General features: G+C 65.1%; 16 protein-coding genes. 6 read left to right on the top strand and 10 right to left on the bottom strand.

Annotated elements, in window-relative coordinates:
* The first annotated feature begins 19 nt into the window (after nucleotides 1-19).
* Nucleotides 20-550 carry a gamma carbonic anhydrase family protein gene (locus BMW90_RS02650; protein ID WP_074834728.1) on the top strand — a complete coding sequence of 177 codons (531 nt, stop codon included), beginning with the start codon at nucleotides 20-22 and terminating at the stop codon, nucleotides 548-550.
* A 150-nt stretch (nucleotides 551-700) separates the two neighbouring features.
* Nucleotides 701-1,411, top strand: a complete 711-nt coding sequence (locus BMW90_RS02645; protein WP_048530454.1) for a GntR family transcriptional regulator — start codon at nucleotides 701-703, stop codon at nucleotides 1,409-1,411.
* Nucleotides 1,412-1,417: 6 nt separating this feature from the next.
* On the opposite strand, the gene BMW90_RS02640 is transcribed toward BMW90_RS02645, so the two are convergent.
* Nucleotides 1,418-2,182, bottom strand: a complete 765-nt coding sequence (locus BMW90_RS02640; RefSeq protein ID WP_074834878.1) for an SDR family NAD(P)-dependent oxidoreductase — start codon at nucleotides 2,180-2,182, stop codon at nucleotides 1,418-1,420.
* 162 nt (nucleotides 2,183-2,344) lie between these two features.
* Here BMW90_RS02640 and BMW90_RS02635 point away from each other — a divergent pair, with 162 nt between their 5' ends.
* From BMW90_RS02635 to BMW90_RS02625, 3 genes are read left to right on the top strand one after another with little or no spacing between them, the layout of a single operon-like run.
* Nucleotides 2,345-3,226, top strand: coding sequence for a beta-keto acid cleavage family enzyme (locus BMW90_RS02635; protein ID WP_211568833.1), 882 nt, complete (start codon nucleotides 2,345-2,347; stop codon nucleotides 3,224-3,226).
* A 38-nt stretch (nucleotides 3,227-3,264) separates the two neighbouring features.
* A complete protein-coding gene (locus BMW90_RS02630; RefSeq protein ID WP_074834726.1) occupies nucleotides 3,265-4,869 on the top strand; it encodes a GMC family oxidoreductase in 1,605 nt (534 codons plus the stop codon).
* A 14-nt stretch (nucleotides 4,870-4,883) separates the two neighbouring features.
* Nucleotides 4,884-6,014, top strand: coding sequence for a mandelate racemase/muconate lactonizing enzyme family protein (locus BMW90_RS02625; protein ID WP_211568830.1), 1,131 nt, complete (start codon nucleotides 4,884-4,886; stop codon nucleotides 6,012-6,014).
* A gap of 5 nt (nucleotides 6,015-6,019) precedes the next feature.
* On the opposite strand, the gene BMW90_RS02620 is transcribed toward BMW90_RS02625, so the two are convergent.
* The 6 genes from BMW90_RS02620 to BMW90_RS02595 all read right to left on the bottom strand — a co-directional run bounded on the left by BMW90_RS02620 (nucleotide 6,020) and on the right by BMW90_RS02595 (nucleotide 12,607).
* Nucleotides 6,020-6,937, bottom strand: coding sequence for a LysR family transcriptional regulator (locus BMW90_RS02620; RefSeq protein WP_048530447.1), 918 nt, complete (start codon nucleotides 6,935-6,937; stop codon nucleotides 6,020-6,022).
* 65 nt (nucleotides 6,938-7,002) lie between these two features.
* Entirely contained in the window at nucleotides 7,003-8,514 is a 1,512-nt protein-coding gene (locus tag BMW90_RS02615; protein WP_074834724.1) for a tripartite tricarboxylate transporter permease, read from the bottom strand.
* A gap of 10 nt (nucleotides 8,515-8,524) precedes the next feature.
* Entirely contained in the window at nucleotides 8,525-9,043 is a 519-nt protein-coding gene (locus BMW90_RS02610) for a tripartite tricarboxylate transporter TctB family protein (protein WP_074834722.1), read from the bottom strand.
* Nucleotides 9,044-9,068: 25 nt separating this feature from the next.
* Nucleotides 9,069-10,637, bottom strand: a complete 1,569-nt coding sequence (locus BMW90_RS02605; RefSeq protein ID WP_074834720.1) for a sulfatase family protein — start codon at nucleotides 10,635-10,637, stop codon at nucleotides 9,069-9,071.
* A 96-nt stretch (nucleotides 10,638-10,733) separates the two neighbouring features.
* Nucleotides 10,734-11,681, bottom strand: a complete 948-nt coding sequence (locus tag BMW90_RS02600) for a tripartite tricarboxylate transporter substrate binding protein (RefSeq protein WP_074834717.1) — start codon at nucleotides 11,679-11,681, stop codon at nucleotides 10,734-10,736.
* Nucleotides 11,682-11,878: 197 nt separating this feature from the next.
* A complete protein-coding gene (locus tag BMW90_RS02595; protein WP_074834715.1) occupies nucleotides 11,879-12,607 on the bottom strand; it encodes an SDR family NAD(P)-dependent oxidoreductase in 729 nt (242 codons plus the stop codon).
* Between the two features lie 153 nt (nucleotides 12,608-12,760).
* On the opposite strand from BMW90_RS02595, the gene BMW90_RS02590 reads away from it, so the two are divergent.
* Nucleotides 12,761-13,126, top strand: a complete 366-nt coding sequence (locus BMW90_RS02590) for a winged helix-turn-helix transcriptional regulator (RefSeq protein ID WP_048530436.1) — start codon at nucleotides 12,761-12,763, stop codon at nucleotides 13,124-13,126.
* Nucleotides 13,127-13,164: 38 nt separating this feature from the next.
* Here BMW90_RS02590 and dctP read toward each other — a convergent pair whose 3' ends face one another.
* The 3 genes from dctP to BMW90_RS02575 form a co-directional block, all read right to left on the bottom strand.
* A complete protein-coding gene (dctP, locus tag BMW90_RS02585) occupies nucleotides 13,165-14,217 on the bottom strand; it encodes a TRAP transporter substrate-binding protein DctP (protein ID WP_074834713.1) in 1,053 nt (350 codons plus the stop codon).
* A gap of 33 nt (nucleotides 14,218-14,250) precedes the next feature.
* Complete coding sequence (locus BMW90_RS02580) at nucleotides 14,251-15,537, bottom strand: TRAP transporter large permease (RefSeq protein WP_048530429.1); 1,287 nt, start codon at nucleotides 15,535-15,537, stop codon at nucleotides 14,251-14,253.
* Nucleotides 15,538-15,606: 69 nt separating this feature from the next.
* Nucleotides 15,607-16,149: a TRAP transporter small permease gene (locus tag BMW90_RS02575; RefSeq protein WP_048530427.1), complete on the bottom strand. Its 543-nt coding sequence runs from the start codon at nucleotides 16,147-16,149 to the stop codon at nucleotides 15,607-15,609.
* Between the last annotated feature and the right edge of the window lie 36 nt (nucleotides 16,150-16,185).

The following is a 16,185-nucleotide window of genomic DNA, read 5'->3' as shown; positions in this document are numbered from 1 at the left end:
TCTTGAAAGGTAAGTGGCCATGCCCCTTTATGCTCTTGGCGAGCTTGTGCCCCAAACACCGGGCCCCGGCAGATTCTGGATCGCGCCGGGGGCGCATGTGATCGGCGATGTGAGGCTGGGCCAGGATGTCGGCATCTGGTTCGGCGCGGTGCTGCGCGGCGACAAGGAACCGCTGAGCATCGGCGATGGCAGCAATATCCAGGAACATGTGGTGATCCACGCCGATCCGGGCTTTCCGGTGAGGATCGGCGCCGGCGTGACGGTCGGGCACCGGGCCATCGTTCACGGCTGCACCATCGGCGATGGCACATTGATCGGCATGGGCGCGACAGTGTTGAACGGGGCCAGGATCGGCAGCAACTGCCTGATCGGTGCCGGCGCATTGGTGACCGAAGGCAAGGACATCCCCGATGGCGCGCTGGTCATGGGCAGCCCGGCCAAGGTGGTGCGAATGCTCGGCGACGAGGGCCGCGCCGGTCTGCGCCGGCCGGCCGAGGCCTACGTCCAGAACTGGCGGCGGTTTGCCCGCGAGCTCAGAGTGATCGACTGAACCGCGCTCGCGATCTCGCGGGACGCGAGGGAAGCGCCATGGAAACTCTGGAGATGAGGGATCATCACAGGCCCTCCGGGGGTTGCCGAAGCTTGGAACATAGACTTATATAGGTTTCTAAGTTTCGACGATTTCGAGAGGTCAGATCCCATGTCCCTGCAAACCATGCGTCGGGCCAATGTGCCCCTGCACGTCGAGGTGGCCTCGCTGCTGCGCAGCCGGATCCTCAGCGGTGATCTGAAAAGCGGCGAACGCCTGCCCTCGCTGGCCGAACTGGCCAAGGTCTTTGGCGTGACCAGCCTGACCGTGCGCCAGGCGATGAACACGCTGGACGACGAGGGGCTGATCGAACGCGCCTCGGGCCGGGGCACCTTTGTGAAAGAGGTGGAAATCAAGCCGCGGCGGGTCTTCTCCGTCAAATCCGACCTGTCGCAGCTTCTGGGCGGGGACATGCCGCTCGAGGTCGTGCTGAGCACCGACACCAGCTTTGACGAGGATGTGGTGATCGATGGCGTCGCCTTCAAACGACTGAAACGGCGGCACGAGTTGGGCGGCCAGCCGTTCTGCATGCTGGACGTGCATCTGAGAAAGGACATCTATCAGGATGCGCCGGAGAAATTCGACCGAGAGCTGATCGTCTCGGCCTTCAAAGAACTCGGCATTGCGCTGGGCTCGGCCACCCAGACGGTGGCGCTGGCCTCGGCCGATCTCGAGATGGCCGAGGGTTTGCAGGTCGAGGTCAATTCGCCGGTGTTCAAAGTGGTCCGCAAGGTCAAGGACGACGCCGACCGGCTGATCTATTTCGGCGACCTGATCTATCCCGGCGACGCGCTGGAGTTCCGCATCGATTTTCTGGCCTGACCGGCCTCAGGACACCGTCATCCCGCCGTCGATCACGATGGTCTGGCCGGTGATCATCGGCGCACCGGTCAGCAGGTAGACGATGGTCTGCGCCACGTCCTCGGCTTGTACGTGCCGCTTGATCAGCATCTTGTCGAGCGCCGCCTGCTTGCGCGCCTGCGGCCAGTTCGCCGTCCAGGGCGTGGCGACCTGCCCCGGCGCCACCGCGTTGACCCGCACATCCGGCGCCAGCCCCCGCGCCAGCGAGCGGGTCACGCTGACCACACCTGATTTGCTGGCCGCATACGGCGTGCTGCTGCCTTGCAGCCCCATCCCGGCGGTCGAGGCGGTGTTGACGATGGCCCCGCCCGAGGCGCGCAGAGCCGGCGCCGCGGCCTTGGCACAACGGAAGACGCCAATCAGGTTGGTGTTCAGCAGGGCCATCCACAGGTCTTCGTCGATCTGCTCCAGCGCCGATGCCGGGATCGGATCTCGGGTGCCGGAAATGCCGGCATTGTTCACAAGGTAATCGAGCCCGCCAAGCGCGGCAATCGCGGCCTCCACCATGCGCTCGGCACCGCCGGGAATCGAGACATTGCCCGGCGCCGCAATCACGTCGAGGCCCTGCGCACGTAGCCGCGCCACCTGCTCCGGGCCCTGCGCATCTTCTTCGAGGTGGTTCATCGCGACCCGGACGCCCTGTTGCGCAAGCTGTGTCACACAGGCCAGCCCGATGCCCGAGGCCCCCCCGGTCACCAGTGCCGTCCGGGCGGTGTCAGTCCGATTTTCCATCATTTGCTCCAATGTTCAAAGCGCGCGGCCCCAAACGGGGCACGTCACGCCGACTGTCTGCCATGTTTGACAAACATTAAAACATATAGTAGTTTATAACAATAGAAATTTTTAACCCTTCGAAACCACGTCGAATCGCGACGCGAGGAAAGGACCCGACCCTTGGCCAAGAAAACCATCATGACCTGCGCCGTGACCGGAAACGGAACCATGCCGGCGCAGAACCAGAACCTGCCCGTGACCCCGGCCGAGATCGCGCAGGCCGCCGTGGAGGCCGGCCAGGCCGGCGCCGCCATCGCGCATATGCATGTGCGCGACCCTGACACCGCCAAGGGATCGATGGACCTCGACCTCTATCGCGAGGTGGTCGACCGGATCCGCGAGGCCGGCTCGGACATCGTGATCAACCTGACCACGGGCGAAGGCCAGCGCTTCGTGCCAAGCGAGGACGATCCCAGCGTCGCCGGCCCCGGCACCACGCTGTGCCACCCGGCCCGGCGCGCGGCGCATGTGAAGGCGCTGAGACCCGAGATCTGCACGCTGGATTTCAACACCATGGTCAACAAGACCTGGACAGTGATCAACACGCCCCCCACCCTGAAGATCATGGCCGACATTGCCAATGCGGCCGGCACCAAGCCCGAGATCGAGATCTTCGATTCCGGCGATCTCAACATGGCCAAGGATTTCCTGGCCAGGGGCGTTCTCAGGGCGCCGCCGATGTTTCAGTTTGTCATGGGCATCAATTTCGGCGCTGCCGCGAATTACCAGACACTGGCCTACCTGATCTCGCAGTTGCCCGAGGCCAGCGAATGGGCGGCCTTCGGCATCGGCAAGAACGCCTTTCGCATGTTGGCGCTGTCCTACCTGATGGGCGGGCATGTGCGCATCGGGATGGAAGACACGGTCTATATCGACCGGGGCGAATTGTGCAAAAGCAACGCGCAACTTGTCGAAAAGGGCGTCAGCATCGTGGAATCTCTGGGCGGCAGCATGGCCACGCCGGCCGAGGCGCGCGAGATTCTCGGGCTGCCGCAGCTTTGAGCCGCGCAGGCCCAGACATGACAGCTTCGGGAGATCGCATGGACGCGGATTTCATCATTGTCGGCGCGGGGTCTTCCGGCTGCGTTCTGGCCAACCGGCTCAGCGCCGACCCACGCAACCGGGTGCTCTTGATCGAGGCCGGCGGGCGCGACAGATACCCCTGGATCCACGTGCCTGCCGGGTATTTCAAGACCATGAACAACCCCGGCTATGACTGGTGTTACAAGACCGAGCCGGTGCCCGGGCTCAATCGCAAGGTGGTCAACTGGCCGCGCGGCAAGGTGCTGGGCGGATCCTCGGCGCTGAACGGGCTGCTGTATGTGCGCGGCCAGCCGCAGGATTACGACCGCTGGCGGCAGATGGGCAATCCTGGCTGGGGCTGGGACGATGTCCTGCCGTATTTCAAGCGCTCCGAAGGCAATGAACGCGGCGAAGACGCGCTGCACGGGGCGACCGGGCCGCTGGGGGTCTCGGACCCGCGCTACCGGCATCCGATCTGTGACGCCTGGATCAGCGCGGCGCGGCAGGCAGGCTATCCGGCGAATGACGACATCAACGGCGCGACGCAGGAAGGCGTGGGCTATTATCAGCTTACCACCCGCAATGGCCGCCGGTGCAGCACCGCCGTGGCCTATCTCAGACCGGTGAAGCACCGGCCCAACCTGCGCATCCTGACGCGCGCGCAGGTGCGCAAGGTGGTGCTGGAGGGCAAACGCGCGGTGGGGGTCGAGATCACCGACGAGGCCGGCGAGGCCCGCATTCTCAGGGCCCGGCGCGAGGTCATCCTGTCCTCGGGCGCCATCGGCTCGCCGCAGATCCTGATGCTGTCGGGCATCGGCGACGGCGCCGAACTGCGCAAGGCGGGCGTGGCGCCGAACCACGATCTGCCGGGGGTGGGCAAGAACCTTCAGGATCACCTTCAGGCCCGCACCACCTTCAAGACCCGCACCACCACGGTGAACGACGAGGTGCGCAGTCTGTTTGCCAAGGCCAGGACGGCGATGCGCTACGGCCTGCGCCGCAATGGCCCGATGACCATGGGCGCCAGCATGGTGGCCGGCTTCCTGCGCAGTGCGCCGGAGGAGGCCACCCCCGACATCCAGTTCCACATCAACCCCTGGTCCGCCGACAGCCCGGCCGAGGGGGTGCATCCGTTTTCGGCCTTTACCGCGACGGTCTGCGTGCTGCGCCCGACCAGCAGGGGCGAGATCGCGCTGGCCGGGCCGGACCCGATGCAGGCGCCGAGGATTCAGCCCAACTACCTTGCCACCGAAGACGATTGCCGCCGCACCGTGGCGGGCGTGCGCATCTCGCGCAGGATTGCGCGGCAGCGCGCGCTGGCGGCGGATATCTCCGAGGAATTCCGCCCGCCCTTCGATCTCGACCTGAGCGATGACACCGCGGCGCTTGCCTGGGTGCGGGACAATTCGACGACGGTTTACCATCCCGCCGGAACATGCAGGATGGGCACCGACAGGGGGGCGGTGGTCGATGCGCGGCTGCGCGTGCAGGGCATCGCGGGCCTGCGCGTCGTCGATTGTTCGATCATGCCCGAGATCGTGTCGGGCAACACCAATGCGCCGGCGGTGATGATCGGAGAAAAGGCCAGCGACATGATCCTGGAAGACGCGCGCGGCGCATGAGGGACGGACAAGAGATGACCGATATGACAACCAAGGACATGCGCCTGAACCTGACCGCCATCGAGGCCCGATTGGTGCGGACGCCGATTTCCACGCCGGTGCGCACCTCGTTTGGCGTGATGCACGACCGCCCGACGCTTCTTGTCCGGGTCACGGATGCGGCCGGCGTGCAGGGTTACGGCGAGGTCTGGTGCAACTTTCCGGTCTGTGGCGCCGAGCACCGCCTCCGGCTGATCGAGACCGAGATCGCACCGCGGATCACCGGCACCGATTTCGCCAGCCCGCAGGCCTGTTACGCGGCGATGACCGAGCGGCTGCGCATCCTGCGGCTGCAAACCGGCGAGCCGGGGCCGATCGCGCAGGCCATCGCCGGGGTCGACATCGCCATCTGGGACATGATCGGCAAACGTCTGGGGGCGCCGCTGCATGCGCTCCTGGGGGCCGAGCGGTCGCGCATCCCGGCCTATGCCAGCGGCATCAACCCGGTCGGCGTCCTCGAAACGGTCGCCCGCGCCCGCGCCGCCGGGCACCGGCATTTCAAGGTCAAGGTCGGCTTCGGCGACGTGACCGACCAAGCCAACGTCGCGGCGGTGGCCGGCGATCTGCGGCCGGGCGAAAGCTTTCTGCTCGACGCCAATCAGGGCTGGTCGCCGGAAGAGGCCGGCCGCGCCCTGCGCTGGATCGAAGGTCACGCGCCGCGCTGGATCGAAGAGCCGATGCCGGTGGATGTGCCGCCGGCGGCCTGGCACATGCTCAAGTCCGAGACCTCGGTGCCGATTGCCGGTGGCGAGAATTTCCTGAGCCGCAAGGAATATGACGATGCCACACGCGGCAAATGGCTGGATTTCGTGCAGCCCGACATTGCCAAATGGGGCGGCTTTACCGAAGGCCTGCCGGTGGCGCGGGCGGTGGTGGCCAATGGCCTGACCTATTGCCCGCATTCGCTGGGCGGCGGCATCGCGCTGGCGGCCTCGGCGCATCTTCTGGCGGCGGCGGGCGGGCCGGGATTGCTTGAATGCGACGCCAACGAGAACGCCTTTCGCGACGCGGTCTTCCCGCTCGCACTCCGCGATGGCTGGGTCACGCTGGCCGACACGCCCGGCCTCGGGGTCGATGTCGCGGCGCTGGACGCGGCCTTCGGATAAACCGGTCAGCCGGCCCCGCCCGCGGGCTGCACCGCGCGCCTGAGCTGGCGCAGGAACGCCAGTTCGAGGCTCGATCTCGGATGCGAGGCGCGCTGGACGATGCCGATCGGGCGCTGAAAGGCGGTGCTGTCGAGCGGCAGGAACTCGATGGCGTCATTGTGGCCGGACAGCACCGTCGGCAGCCGCGGCATCACGGTGATCAGATCGGATTTGGCAACCGCCTTGTAGGCGGTTTCCGTCGAATCCGTGTCCAGCGCGATGTCGAAAGAGCTGACCCCGAACTTGGCCAGCCCGTCTTCGGTCTGCATCCTGAGATAGCTGCCGCGGGAATGCGCCACCCAGCGCTGCGCCTCGAGATCGCGCGGCAGGATCTCGGCCTGCCGGGTCAGCGCATGGCCCTTGCGGCAGACAATCCCCAGCATGTCATCGGCCAGCGTTTCGGTCTCGAGCTGCAAATCGGCCGAGAGCGGACGCGCCGGCCCGATCACGAGGTTGACCTGCCCGGTGGACAATTGCGTTTCGAGCTCGGCCAGGAGACCGACCCGAAGCTCGACCCGACAGCCGACATGGCTGGCCAGGAAATCGCTGAGGATCGGCGCCAACAGATTGTCGGCCAGCGAAGGGGCCGTTCCGATCAGCAGGCTGCCCGCCTGCCCGGTGGACAGATGTTGCGCATAGGCGCGGGCCTGATCTTCGGCGGCCAGCATCATCAGCCCGAAGCGTGCGAAGGTGGTGCCCAGGTCGGTGGCCACCGACTGCCGCCCGATGCGCTCGAATATCGGCGCGCCGAGACGTTCCTCGAGCTTTTTCATGCTTTTGCTCAGCGCCGGCTGTGCGACGTTCAGCTTGGCCGCCGCCGCGCCGAAAGAGCCGCATTGCACGATGGTGGCCAGCTGGATGAGGTGTCGGGGGTCGATCTGCATGGGCGGGTCCGGGTTGCGGCTTAGGCTGGGATGCCGCGTCACGCTACACCGCCCGGCGCCGGGCGTCATCCTCTGCCGGGCCGCGCGGCCTGGCGGCCCTCTGACCGTGTTGCCTGACGCGCCTTGATCCGGGCCTGCACCAGCGGCCAGAGCGCCAGCACCAGCGTCAGCAGGATAAAGAACAGCGAGATCGGCCGCGTCACCAGCGGCATCAGACTGCCGTCATAGAGCATCAGGCCCGAGCGCAGCTCTTTCTCGGCCAGCGGTGCGAGGATATAGCCCAGCACGAACGGCCCCACCGGAAAGCCGCCCCGGCGGAACAGGAAGCCCAGAACGCCAAAGACCATCATCACCCAGACGCTCGACATGGAGTTCGACAGCGAATAGACGCCGATCACGCAGCAGACGATGATCGTCGGAAAGAGATAGGCCCGCGAGATCGTGGCGATCCGCGCGATCGGCCGGACGCCGGCAAACATCAGCGCCGCCATCAGGAAATTGGCCACCAGCGCCGCCGCGATCACGCCGTAGGCGATTTCGGGCGAGTTGGTGAAGAGAAGCGGGCCGGGTTGCAGGTTGTGGATCACCAGCGCGCCGATCAGGATCGCGTCGATGACGCTGCCCGGAATGCCCAGCGGGATCAGCGCACCGTTGACCGAGGCGTTGTTGGAGGACTCTGCCGCCACGATCCCGGCCTCTTCGCCGGTGCCGAAGGTCTCGGGGTGTTTCGAAAAGCTCTTGGTCGTGGTGTAGGCGACAATCGCGGCGATGGCGCTTCCGACGCCGGGCAGCACGCCGATCCAGGTGCCGATCAGCGAGGAACGGACGGCGTTGGGCCCATGTTTTCTGACGTCGCCTGCCGAGGGCATGAATTCGGTCAGCCTGCCGCCCTGCTGCTGGATCGGCAGTTCCTTTTTGAGCACGTCCTCGATGATCTGGCTGATGACAAACACGCCAAGCAGCACCGGCAGCAGGGAAAAGCCGCCGGCAAAGCTGTCGACGCCGAAGGTCAGCCGCATCACGCCCGACGAGGCATCCGGCCCGACCATCGCCACCGCCATGCCGAACAATGCGATCAGCAGACCCTTGACCAGCGTGCCTTCGGCCACCGTGGCAATCAGCACCAGCGCCATGAGGACCAGGGTAAAGAGCTCGTAGGGCCCGAATTTCAGCGCGAAATCCGCCAGCGGCGGCGAGAGCAGCGCCAGGAAGAGCCACGACACGATGCCGCCCACGAAGGACGCCATGATGCCCAGCGACAGCGCGCGGCCTGCCCGGCCCTGCTGGGCCATCGGATGGCCGTCGAGCACCGTCATCACCGCCGAGGGCGTGCCGGGCATCTTGAGCATGATCGCGGTGATCAGCCCGCCGCTGACCGAACCGACGTAGATCGACACCAGCAGCATCAGCGCCAGCACCGAGTCCATATAGAAGGTGACCGGCAGCAGAAGCGCGATCAGCATCGCGCCGCCAAGTCCGGGGATGGCGCCGACGACAATGCCCAGGAGCACGCCGAGGAAGATGAAGAACATCGGCGCCGGGGCGAGGACGTTCACAAAAGCATCAAGCAGGGGCATCAGGTGGCTCCTATTCCGGCAGGACCACCGACAGCACGTCGGTGAAGGTGTAGGTCAGGGCAAAGCTCATGACGGCGGCAATGACGCCCACGATGATCAGCTTGCGCGCGGAGAGATCGCTCATCGCCGCGCCCAGCGCCGCGAGGAAGGCCAATGTCAGCCAGGTGAAGGACAGCCCCCCAACGGTCAGCGCCGTCAGGTAGGCCAGCGTGATCAGCGCCACCAGGGCGAAACGGAGCCTCTGCGGCCCTTCGCCCGTGCCGGCGCCCGCAGGCCGGCGCGCCTCCGGGCTTGCGGCATCCGCTTCGGCGGCTGGTGCCGCCCGGCTTTCGCGGAACAGCGACACCAGACGCAGCGCCAGCAAGACCAGCAGCAGATATCCCACGTAGCGTGGCAGGCCGGCCGGCCCCAGCGGGTCGAACATCGGCTCTGGCAGCGCCGCCGCCCCGACCAGCAGGGCGACGCCGGTCGCCAGCAACAGCAGCAGGCAAATCGCCTCGCCGCCGCGGTCTTTTGTCAGGAAATTCATTTTCGCTCCTCCCTCGCGACGGTCTCTAGGCCCGACAGGTCGGCAGAGGCGCGCGGTCTTGCAGGTTGATCATCTCGACAACCATGTTGTGCACCAGCCGGGCCTGCTCTGCGGCATATTCCGGCTGTCCCCAAAGGTTTGTCACTTCGTCGGGATCGTTCTTCAGGTCGTACATCTCGTCCCAGTCTTCGCCATAGCGCAGGGTAATGCGCCAGTCCTTTTCGACATAGGTGCGGATTCGCTGCGGCCGTTCGAAGGCCGCCATCCGGCGCTGGCTGTCCTCTTCCACGATCAGCCCCTGCCGCGCGACCGGCTCGAGCGCATTGACCCCCTGGCAGCCGTTGAATGGCTGGATGCCGGCGCGCTCAAGGATGGTCGGGCCGATGTCGATGGCGCTGCGCAGCGCGTCGTCGCCGCGGGCCTCGGGATCGCGCGGATCGGCCCAGATGAACGGCACGCGGATCAGTCCCTGGTAATGCATCAGTAGCTTCAGCATCAGGCCGTGATCGCCCATGTAATCGCCATGGTCGGACGTGAAGACAACGATGGTATCCTCGGCCAGCCCCTGCTCTTCCAATACCTTCAGGATGCGGCCCACCGCGTCGTCGATCATGGTGATCGCACCATAGGTCAGCGCAATGATCTCGCGAGCTTCGCGTTCGGTGACGGCAAAGGGGTCCTGGCCCACCCGCGTCTCGGGCGCTTCGGCCAACTGCCGGCGCAGGTTGTGGATCGGCGGGATATCCCCCTTGCCGAAGGAGCTGGGCAGCTCGATCTCGTCGGGATCATACATGTCCCAGTATTTGCCCGGCGGGGTGAACGGATGGTGCGGATCGGGAAAGGACATCATCAGGAAGAACGGATCCTCCTCGCCCGCGCGCTCCTTGATGTATCGCTCGCATTCACCAGCGATCCAGGAGGTGGGATACAGCTCTTCCGGCACCTGCGTCCGCCAGGCCTGCGGCGCGCAATAGCGGTCGTCGGGCTGCGCGTTTTCCTTGCCGCGCAGGGCCGCGATCTCGGGGTGATTTTTCTTCAACCAGGCCTCGTAGTCGCCAGTCACCTGATCGGCGTGATCATTGGCAATCTGCACATGGTCGAAGCCGTAAAACGGCGTGCGGACCTGATGCGCGGGATCGTCCCGCCAGCGCGTTGCGGTTTCCTGTTCGTAAGGCTCCCCCGCACGCTGGCGCCGGATGGCCTCGCGCAGTTCCTCCGAGGCCTCCTCGAGCCCGGGCTTGACCTGACGTTTGGCGGTGGCGGGCAGACCGGTCATGCCCTGAAGATGCGATTTGCCGATCAGCGCGGTGCTGTACCCCTTGTCGCGCAGGAGATCGACGAAGGTCGTCGCATCGAGCGACAACGGGATGCCGTTGTGCCGCCCGCCGTGCAGGCTCGGCATCCGCGAAGTCAGGATGCTGGCGCGGTTGCACATGCAGATCGGATTGGCGACGTAGAACCGGTCGAACCGTGTGCCGCGGTCTGCCAGGCCGTCGATGTTGGGCGTCCTGACCACCGGGTTGCCATAGCATCCAAGATGATCGGCGCGGTGCTGATCGGTCACGATAAACAGGTAGTTGGGCTTCCGGGTCATGGTCTCTTCCGGCAAATAGGAGGCGGGCGCGGCCCCGGGGGGCCACGCAGGCAGAGGGGCCTGCCGATCCCGGACCGGCAGGCATTGGCAAAGGGGTTACCTGAGGCTGTCGGCGACGGCGGAGAGATCCTCGTAGATGGCTGCCAGATGCGCGTCGAGCGCCTCACCGGCGAGGAATTTCACCTCGTCGCCCTTGGCCTCGATGGTGGTCGCGAACTGCGGGTCGCTGGTCACCTGCTCGAAGGCGCCGGCTAGGGTTTCGACCACCTCATCGGGGGTGCCCGCCGGCGCATACCAGATGTTGTCGAGGCAGGAGACGACATCATGGCCCAGCTCTTTCGCGGTCGGCACATCGGGAAGATCGCCATGGCGCGCCTCGCCGTAATAGACCAGCCCCTTGAGCTTGGGATTGCGGGTCACCGGCGTCGGCACCACGACAGCGGTCTTGGTGTGATTGCCGAGGATCGAGGCGATGCGGTCCGCCCCGCCGCCGGCGTTCACATAGCCCACCTTCATGTCGGCGGCATTGGCAAACATCTCGGTGGTGAAATGCGCGATGCTACCCACCAAGGTGGCCTCCTTGACGCCGCCGGGCGCGGCCCTCGTCTGGTCGATCCAGTCCTGGACGTCGGCTATCCCCGAACCTTCGGCGGTCGCCGTCATCAGGCAGGAAAAGTTGGTCTCGGCCACCGGCACCATCTCGCTGTATTTGAAATCCAGCGTGCCCATCAGCTCGGCAGTCATCATCGTCTGGTGGATATAAAGCAGCGTATAGCCATCGGGATCGGCATCCCTTGCCTGGCGGATGCCGATGGTGGCGGCGCCGCCGGGCACGTTGACGACAACCATCGGCTGTTCCAGCAGGTCCATTTCCTCGATCCGCTGGATCACCAGACGCGCCTTCACGTCGCCCTGGCCGCCAGCGGCAAAGGGCACGATGACCTTGATCGGCTTTTCCGGGTAGGCTTGGGCGGCGGCGGGGCCGGCCGCCGAAACCGACAGCGCAAGCGCAGTGGCGGCGGTGGTGAAGAGACCTTTGATCATACGAAATTCCTCCCTTGCGTATATCTCGGCTTGCCACCGTTCTAAGCGGTCAATACTTGCCGATCCAATAACATCTGGGCGGAATACATATCCAACGGGAATGTATCTGCGATCACCATCCCGCAACATGGGCGCGCGAGACCTGTCCTCGACCCGGTTGGGGAGCGGGCGGCCGAGGACAGGCCGGCGGCGGGCGATCAGGCCTTGATCGCGCCGTCGACGACGAATTCATGGCCGCTGCAATAGCTGGAATCGTCCGACGCCAGAAACAGCACTACCCGCGCCACTTCGATCACCTCGGCGGTGCGGCCCATCGGCACCCTGGCGATGAGCTCTTCGCGCGGCACGCCGTGACCATCCAGCATCGGCGTATCGATGAAGCCCGGATGCACCGAATTCACCCGGACGTTGGACGGCCCAAGTTCGACCGCCGCCGCCTTGGACATGCCCCGCACTGCCCATTTCGTCGCGCAATAGGCATGCGCCTTGGCCGAGGTCAGCCCGGCAATCGACGAGATATTGACGATGCTGCCCGCCTTCTGCCGCTTCATCGCCGGGGCCACCGCCCGCATGCCCAGAAACACGCCGGTCTGGTTGATCGCCACGGTCTGATCCCAGGCCCGGAGATCCGTGTCCCCGAGCGTCAGCACCCGGAAGATGCCGGCGTTGTTGACCAGCACGTCGATCCGGCCGTGCAGGTCGAGCGTGGTCTGCACCACGCGGGCCCAATCCTCTTCCGAGCTGACATCATGCAGCACGAAGGTGCAGCGCGGGCCGAGCCGGTCGGCGGTGGCGGCGCCGGCCCCGTCATTGATATCGGTGATGACGACAGTGGCGCCGGCTTCGATGAACAGTTCGGCTTCGATCGCCCCCTGCCCGTTTGCCCCGCCGGTGATGAGGGCGACCTTGGTGTCGAGGCGGTTCATGTGCTGTTCCTTTGCTGGATTGCCGCAGTCGCGGCCTGGCGCTGCGCGGCTTTCGCGGATGGTGCGATTTTTGCGTGCGGTGCGATCAATTGACCACGTGCCGCGCGCGGCTTAGGCCGGGCCAGTCGATACATGGGCGTGACGAGGTGTGTGATGGCGCGGAAATACGATTGGCGAACCGGCAGCAATGTCGAGGCGACGCTCAGCGTCATCGGCGGCCGCTGGAAGCCGGTGATCCTGTGCAACCTGCTGGTCGGGCGGCTGCGTTTCGGCGAGCTGTGCCGCAACATGCCCAACGCGACCCAGCGGATGGTGACCCTGCAACTGCGCGAACTCGAGGCCGACGGGGTAATCAGGCGGCATGTCTATGCCGAGGTTCCGCCGCGGGTGGAATACGAGCTGACCGAGTTCGGGCGGTCCCTGGAGCCGGTGCTTTCGGTGATGCGGGAATGGGGCATTGCCTTCAAGGCCCGCAAACTGTCCGAAGAGGCGCAGGCCCACCCCGACGACGCGGCCTGATCGGCGCCAGCCCCGCGGCCGCAGGGCTGGCACGGTGATCATTGGCCGGTAAAGCTGGCGCGTTCGGCCGCGATCTCGGCATTGGCGCGGTCTACCGCGGCCTGCACGAGGTCGTAATATTCGCTGCCGTATTTATCGACGAACCAGTCGATCACCGGCTGCTGGCCCGGCAGGAAGGTGGCCTTTTCCTCTTCGGAGGGGATATGCACCTCGCCGCCGGAGTCGACGAACTTCTGGTATTTTTCGAGATAAAGAGCACCGGGCAAGCCATTGCAGGTCTTGGTCAATTCGTGGAAGCCGTCGGCCACGACCGCTTGCAGGTCCGCCGGCAGGGATTGCAGCCAGGTGTCGGACATCCACCAGAAGATCAGGTTGTGGGTGTGGTGGTCGGCGACCGCATATTTGACATAGTCGTTGAGGCTGGTATCGACCACGTCGGACAGCGCGTTCTTGGTGCCGTTGACCACGCCGGTCGCCAGCGAGGTGTAGAGCTCGGGCCAGGGCACGGGCGTCGGATTCATGCCGAGCGCGCTTGCAAATTCCATCGACACCGGCGATTCCACCGTGCGCATCTTGATGCCTTGCAGATCGGCCGCGGTCTTCACCGGCACATTGGTGAAAAAGTCGCGCCAGCCGACGCCGCCGGTCATTCCCATCAGCCGCACCGAACCGGTCGCTTCCAGCACATCGGCGCGCAGCCTCTCGGTCAGCTCGCGATCGGCCATGACCTTGTCCATCACCTGATCGTTGGCAAAAAGGTAGGGGATATCAAAAGCCTGAATTGGGCCAAAGAAATTGGCAATGCCGCCGCCCGACGTCAGGGTCATTTCCAACGTGCCGAATTGCACCGCCTCGACGTTTTCGCGGAAGTTGCCGAGCTGCCCGGCCGGATAATGCTGGACCTCGATGCGGCCGCCGGAGTAGCGCTCGACGTGCGATTTCATCACTTCGGCGCAGGTCGACAGCGGTTGGGTGACGGCGGAGACATGCCCGATTTTTAACGTGTATTCCGCGGCTTGCGCGGCGGATGCCAGCGCGATGGCGCTGCTTAGCCCGATCGCGGCATTTGTGAGTTTTGATGTGACAGACATGATAGGTCCTCCCTTTTGTCTGGTGGGGCCGGCTCAGAGAAAGCCGAAGAGTTTCGGAATGGTCAGCGTCAGTGCCGGGATCATCGAGATCAGGACGATCACCAGGAAATGCACGGCGAGATAGGGCCAGAGTTCGCGCGAGATGACCTCGATGCCGGTGCGGGTCAGACCGGAGGCAACAAAGAGGATCATGCCCATCGGCGGCGTCACCAGGCCCACGGTGACGTTGACGCACATGATGATGGCAAAATGCACCGGGTCGACGCCCACCTGGGCCAGCGCCGGGGCAAAGATCGGTCCGAGGATCAGGATCGCGGGCACGGCATCGAGGAACATGCCGATGAACAGAAGCAGGATATTGACCAGGAGCAGCAGCAGGAACGGATTTTCGGTGATGGTAAAGAGCATCTTGCCCAGCGCCTGCGGCACGCCCGACACGGTGGCCGCCCAGCCAAAGATCGTGGCCGAGCCGACGATCAGCAGGATCGAGGAGGACACCAGCCCGGTGCGGTAGAAGATGCCCACCAGATCCGCCGGCTTGACGGTGCGGGTGATCAGCATCGACAGCACCAGCGCATAGAACACCGCCGCCCCCGCCGCCTCGGTCGGCGTGACGATACCCGAGACGATGCCGCCGAGAATGATGACCGGGGTCAGCAGCGGCAAGAAGGCCGGTTTGAACGCGGTCCAGACCTCGCCCGTGGTGGCGCGGCGATGGGCCTTGGGGTAGTCGCGGCGCTTGCCGATGATCGCGGTGACGATCATCAGGCCCGCGCCCACCATGACCCCGGGCACGATGCCGGCCAGAAACAGCGCCGCGACCGAGACGTTCATGACATAGGCATAGATCACCATGATGATCGAAGGCGGGATGATCGGCCCGATGACCGAGCTGGCGGCGGTGACGGCGGCGGCGAAGGGGCGGGAATAGCCGTCCTTCTCCATCGCCGGAATGAAGATCGACCCCAGCGCCGAAGTGTCGGCCACGGCCGAGCCCGAGAGGCCCGCGAACATGATCGAGGCCACGATATTGGCCTGTGCCAGCCCGGCCCGGACATGGCCGATCAGCACATTGGCGAAATGCACCAGGCTCTTGGTGATGCCCGAGACATTCATCACCTCGCCGGCCAGAATGAACAGCGGGATGGCGAGGATCGGGAATTGCGCGATCCCCCCGAACATGCGCTGCGGCAGCATCTTCATGAAGGTCGCCTGATCGGCCAGCAGGAAGCCCGCCAGCGGCCCGGCCGCCAGGGCAAAGACAATCGGTATCCCGGCAGCCATGAGGACCAGAAAGACCCAGAAGAACGTCAAAGGCATGGTGCAAGTCTCCTCCCAAGAGCCCGCAGCGGCTGCGGTCTTGCGTACGTCAAACGGGGCTGTGCGGCCTCACGTCAGTGAATTGTCGATCATGTTGCCCGGCTCGAGGTCGACCGCGTCGGGCCTGAAGATCCCATGCAGGGCCTTCAGCAGAAACTCGAGCGATATCAGAGCCATAATCGCGCTCCCGAAGGGGATGGCGAAATAGATCCAGAAAAACGACAGCTCGAAGGACGAAGGCTGTTGCTTGCGCGCGATCCAGGCGATGGAATAGCCCTGCCAGACAAAGACACACATCAGCCCGAAGACCACCGCATAGATGATCAGGTAGTTCAGGTTCCGCAGCCGCGGCGGCAGCAGGTTCGGCAGGATATCGAGCGCGATCTGGCCGCGGTTTTTCAGCACGATCGGCGCCGCCACGAAGACCAGCCAGAACATCATGTATTTGCCGGCCTCCTCGTACCAGGGCAGCGAGCTGTTCACCACGTAGCGCCAGAAGACACCGGCAAAGACATTCAGGGTGATCGCCGCCATCAGGAAAATGGTCAGCCATCGCAACAGCTTGCAGATCGTCCTGTTGATCCGGTCGAGACCGCGTGTCAGAGCTGTCATCCTGTCCTCCCACGGGCCCCGCCCGGTATCGAGACG

Source organism: Marinovum algicola (assembly GCF_900109145.1).
Classification (GTDB): domain Bacteria; phylum Pseudomonadota; class Alphaproteobacteria; order Rhodobacterales; family Rhodobacteraceae; genus Marinovum; species Marinovum algicola.
This window is presented reverse-complemented; position numbering and strand designations above follow the sequence as displayed.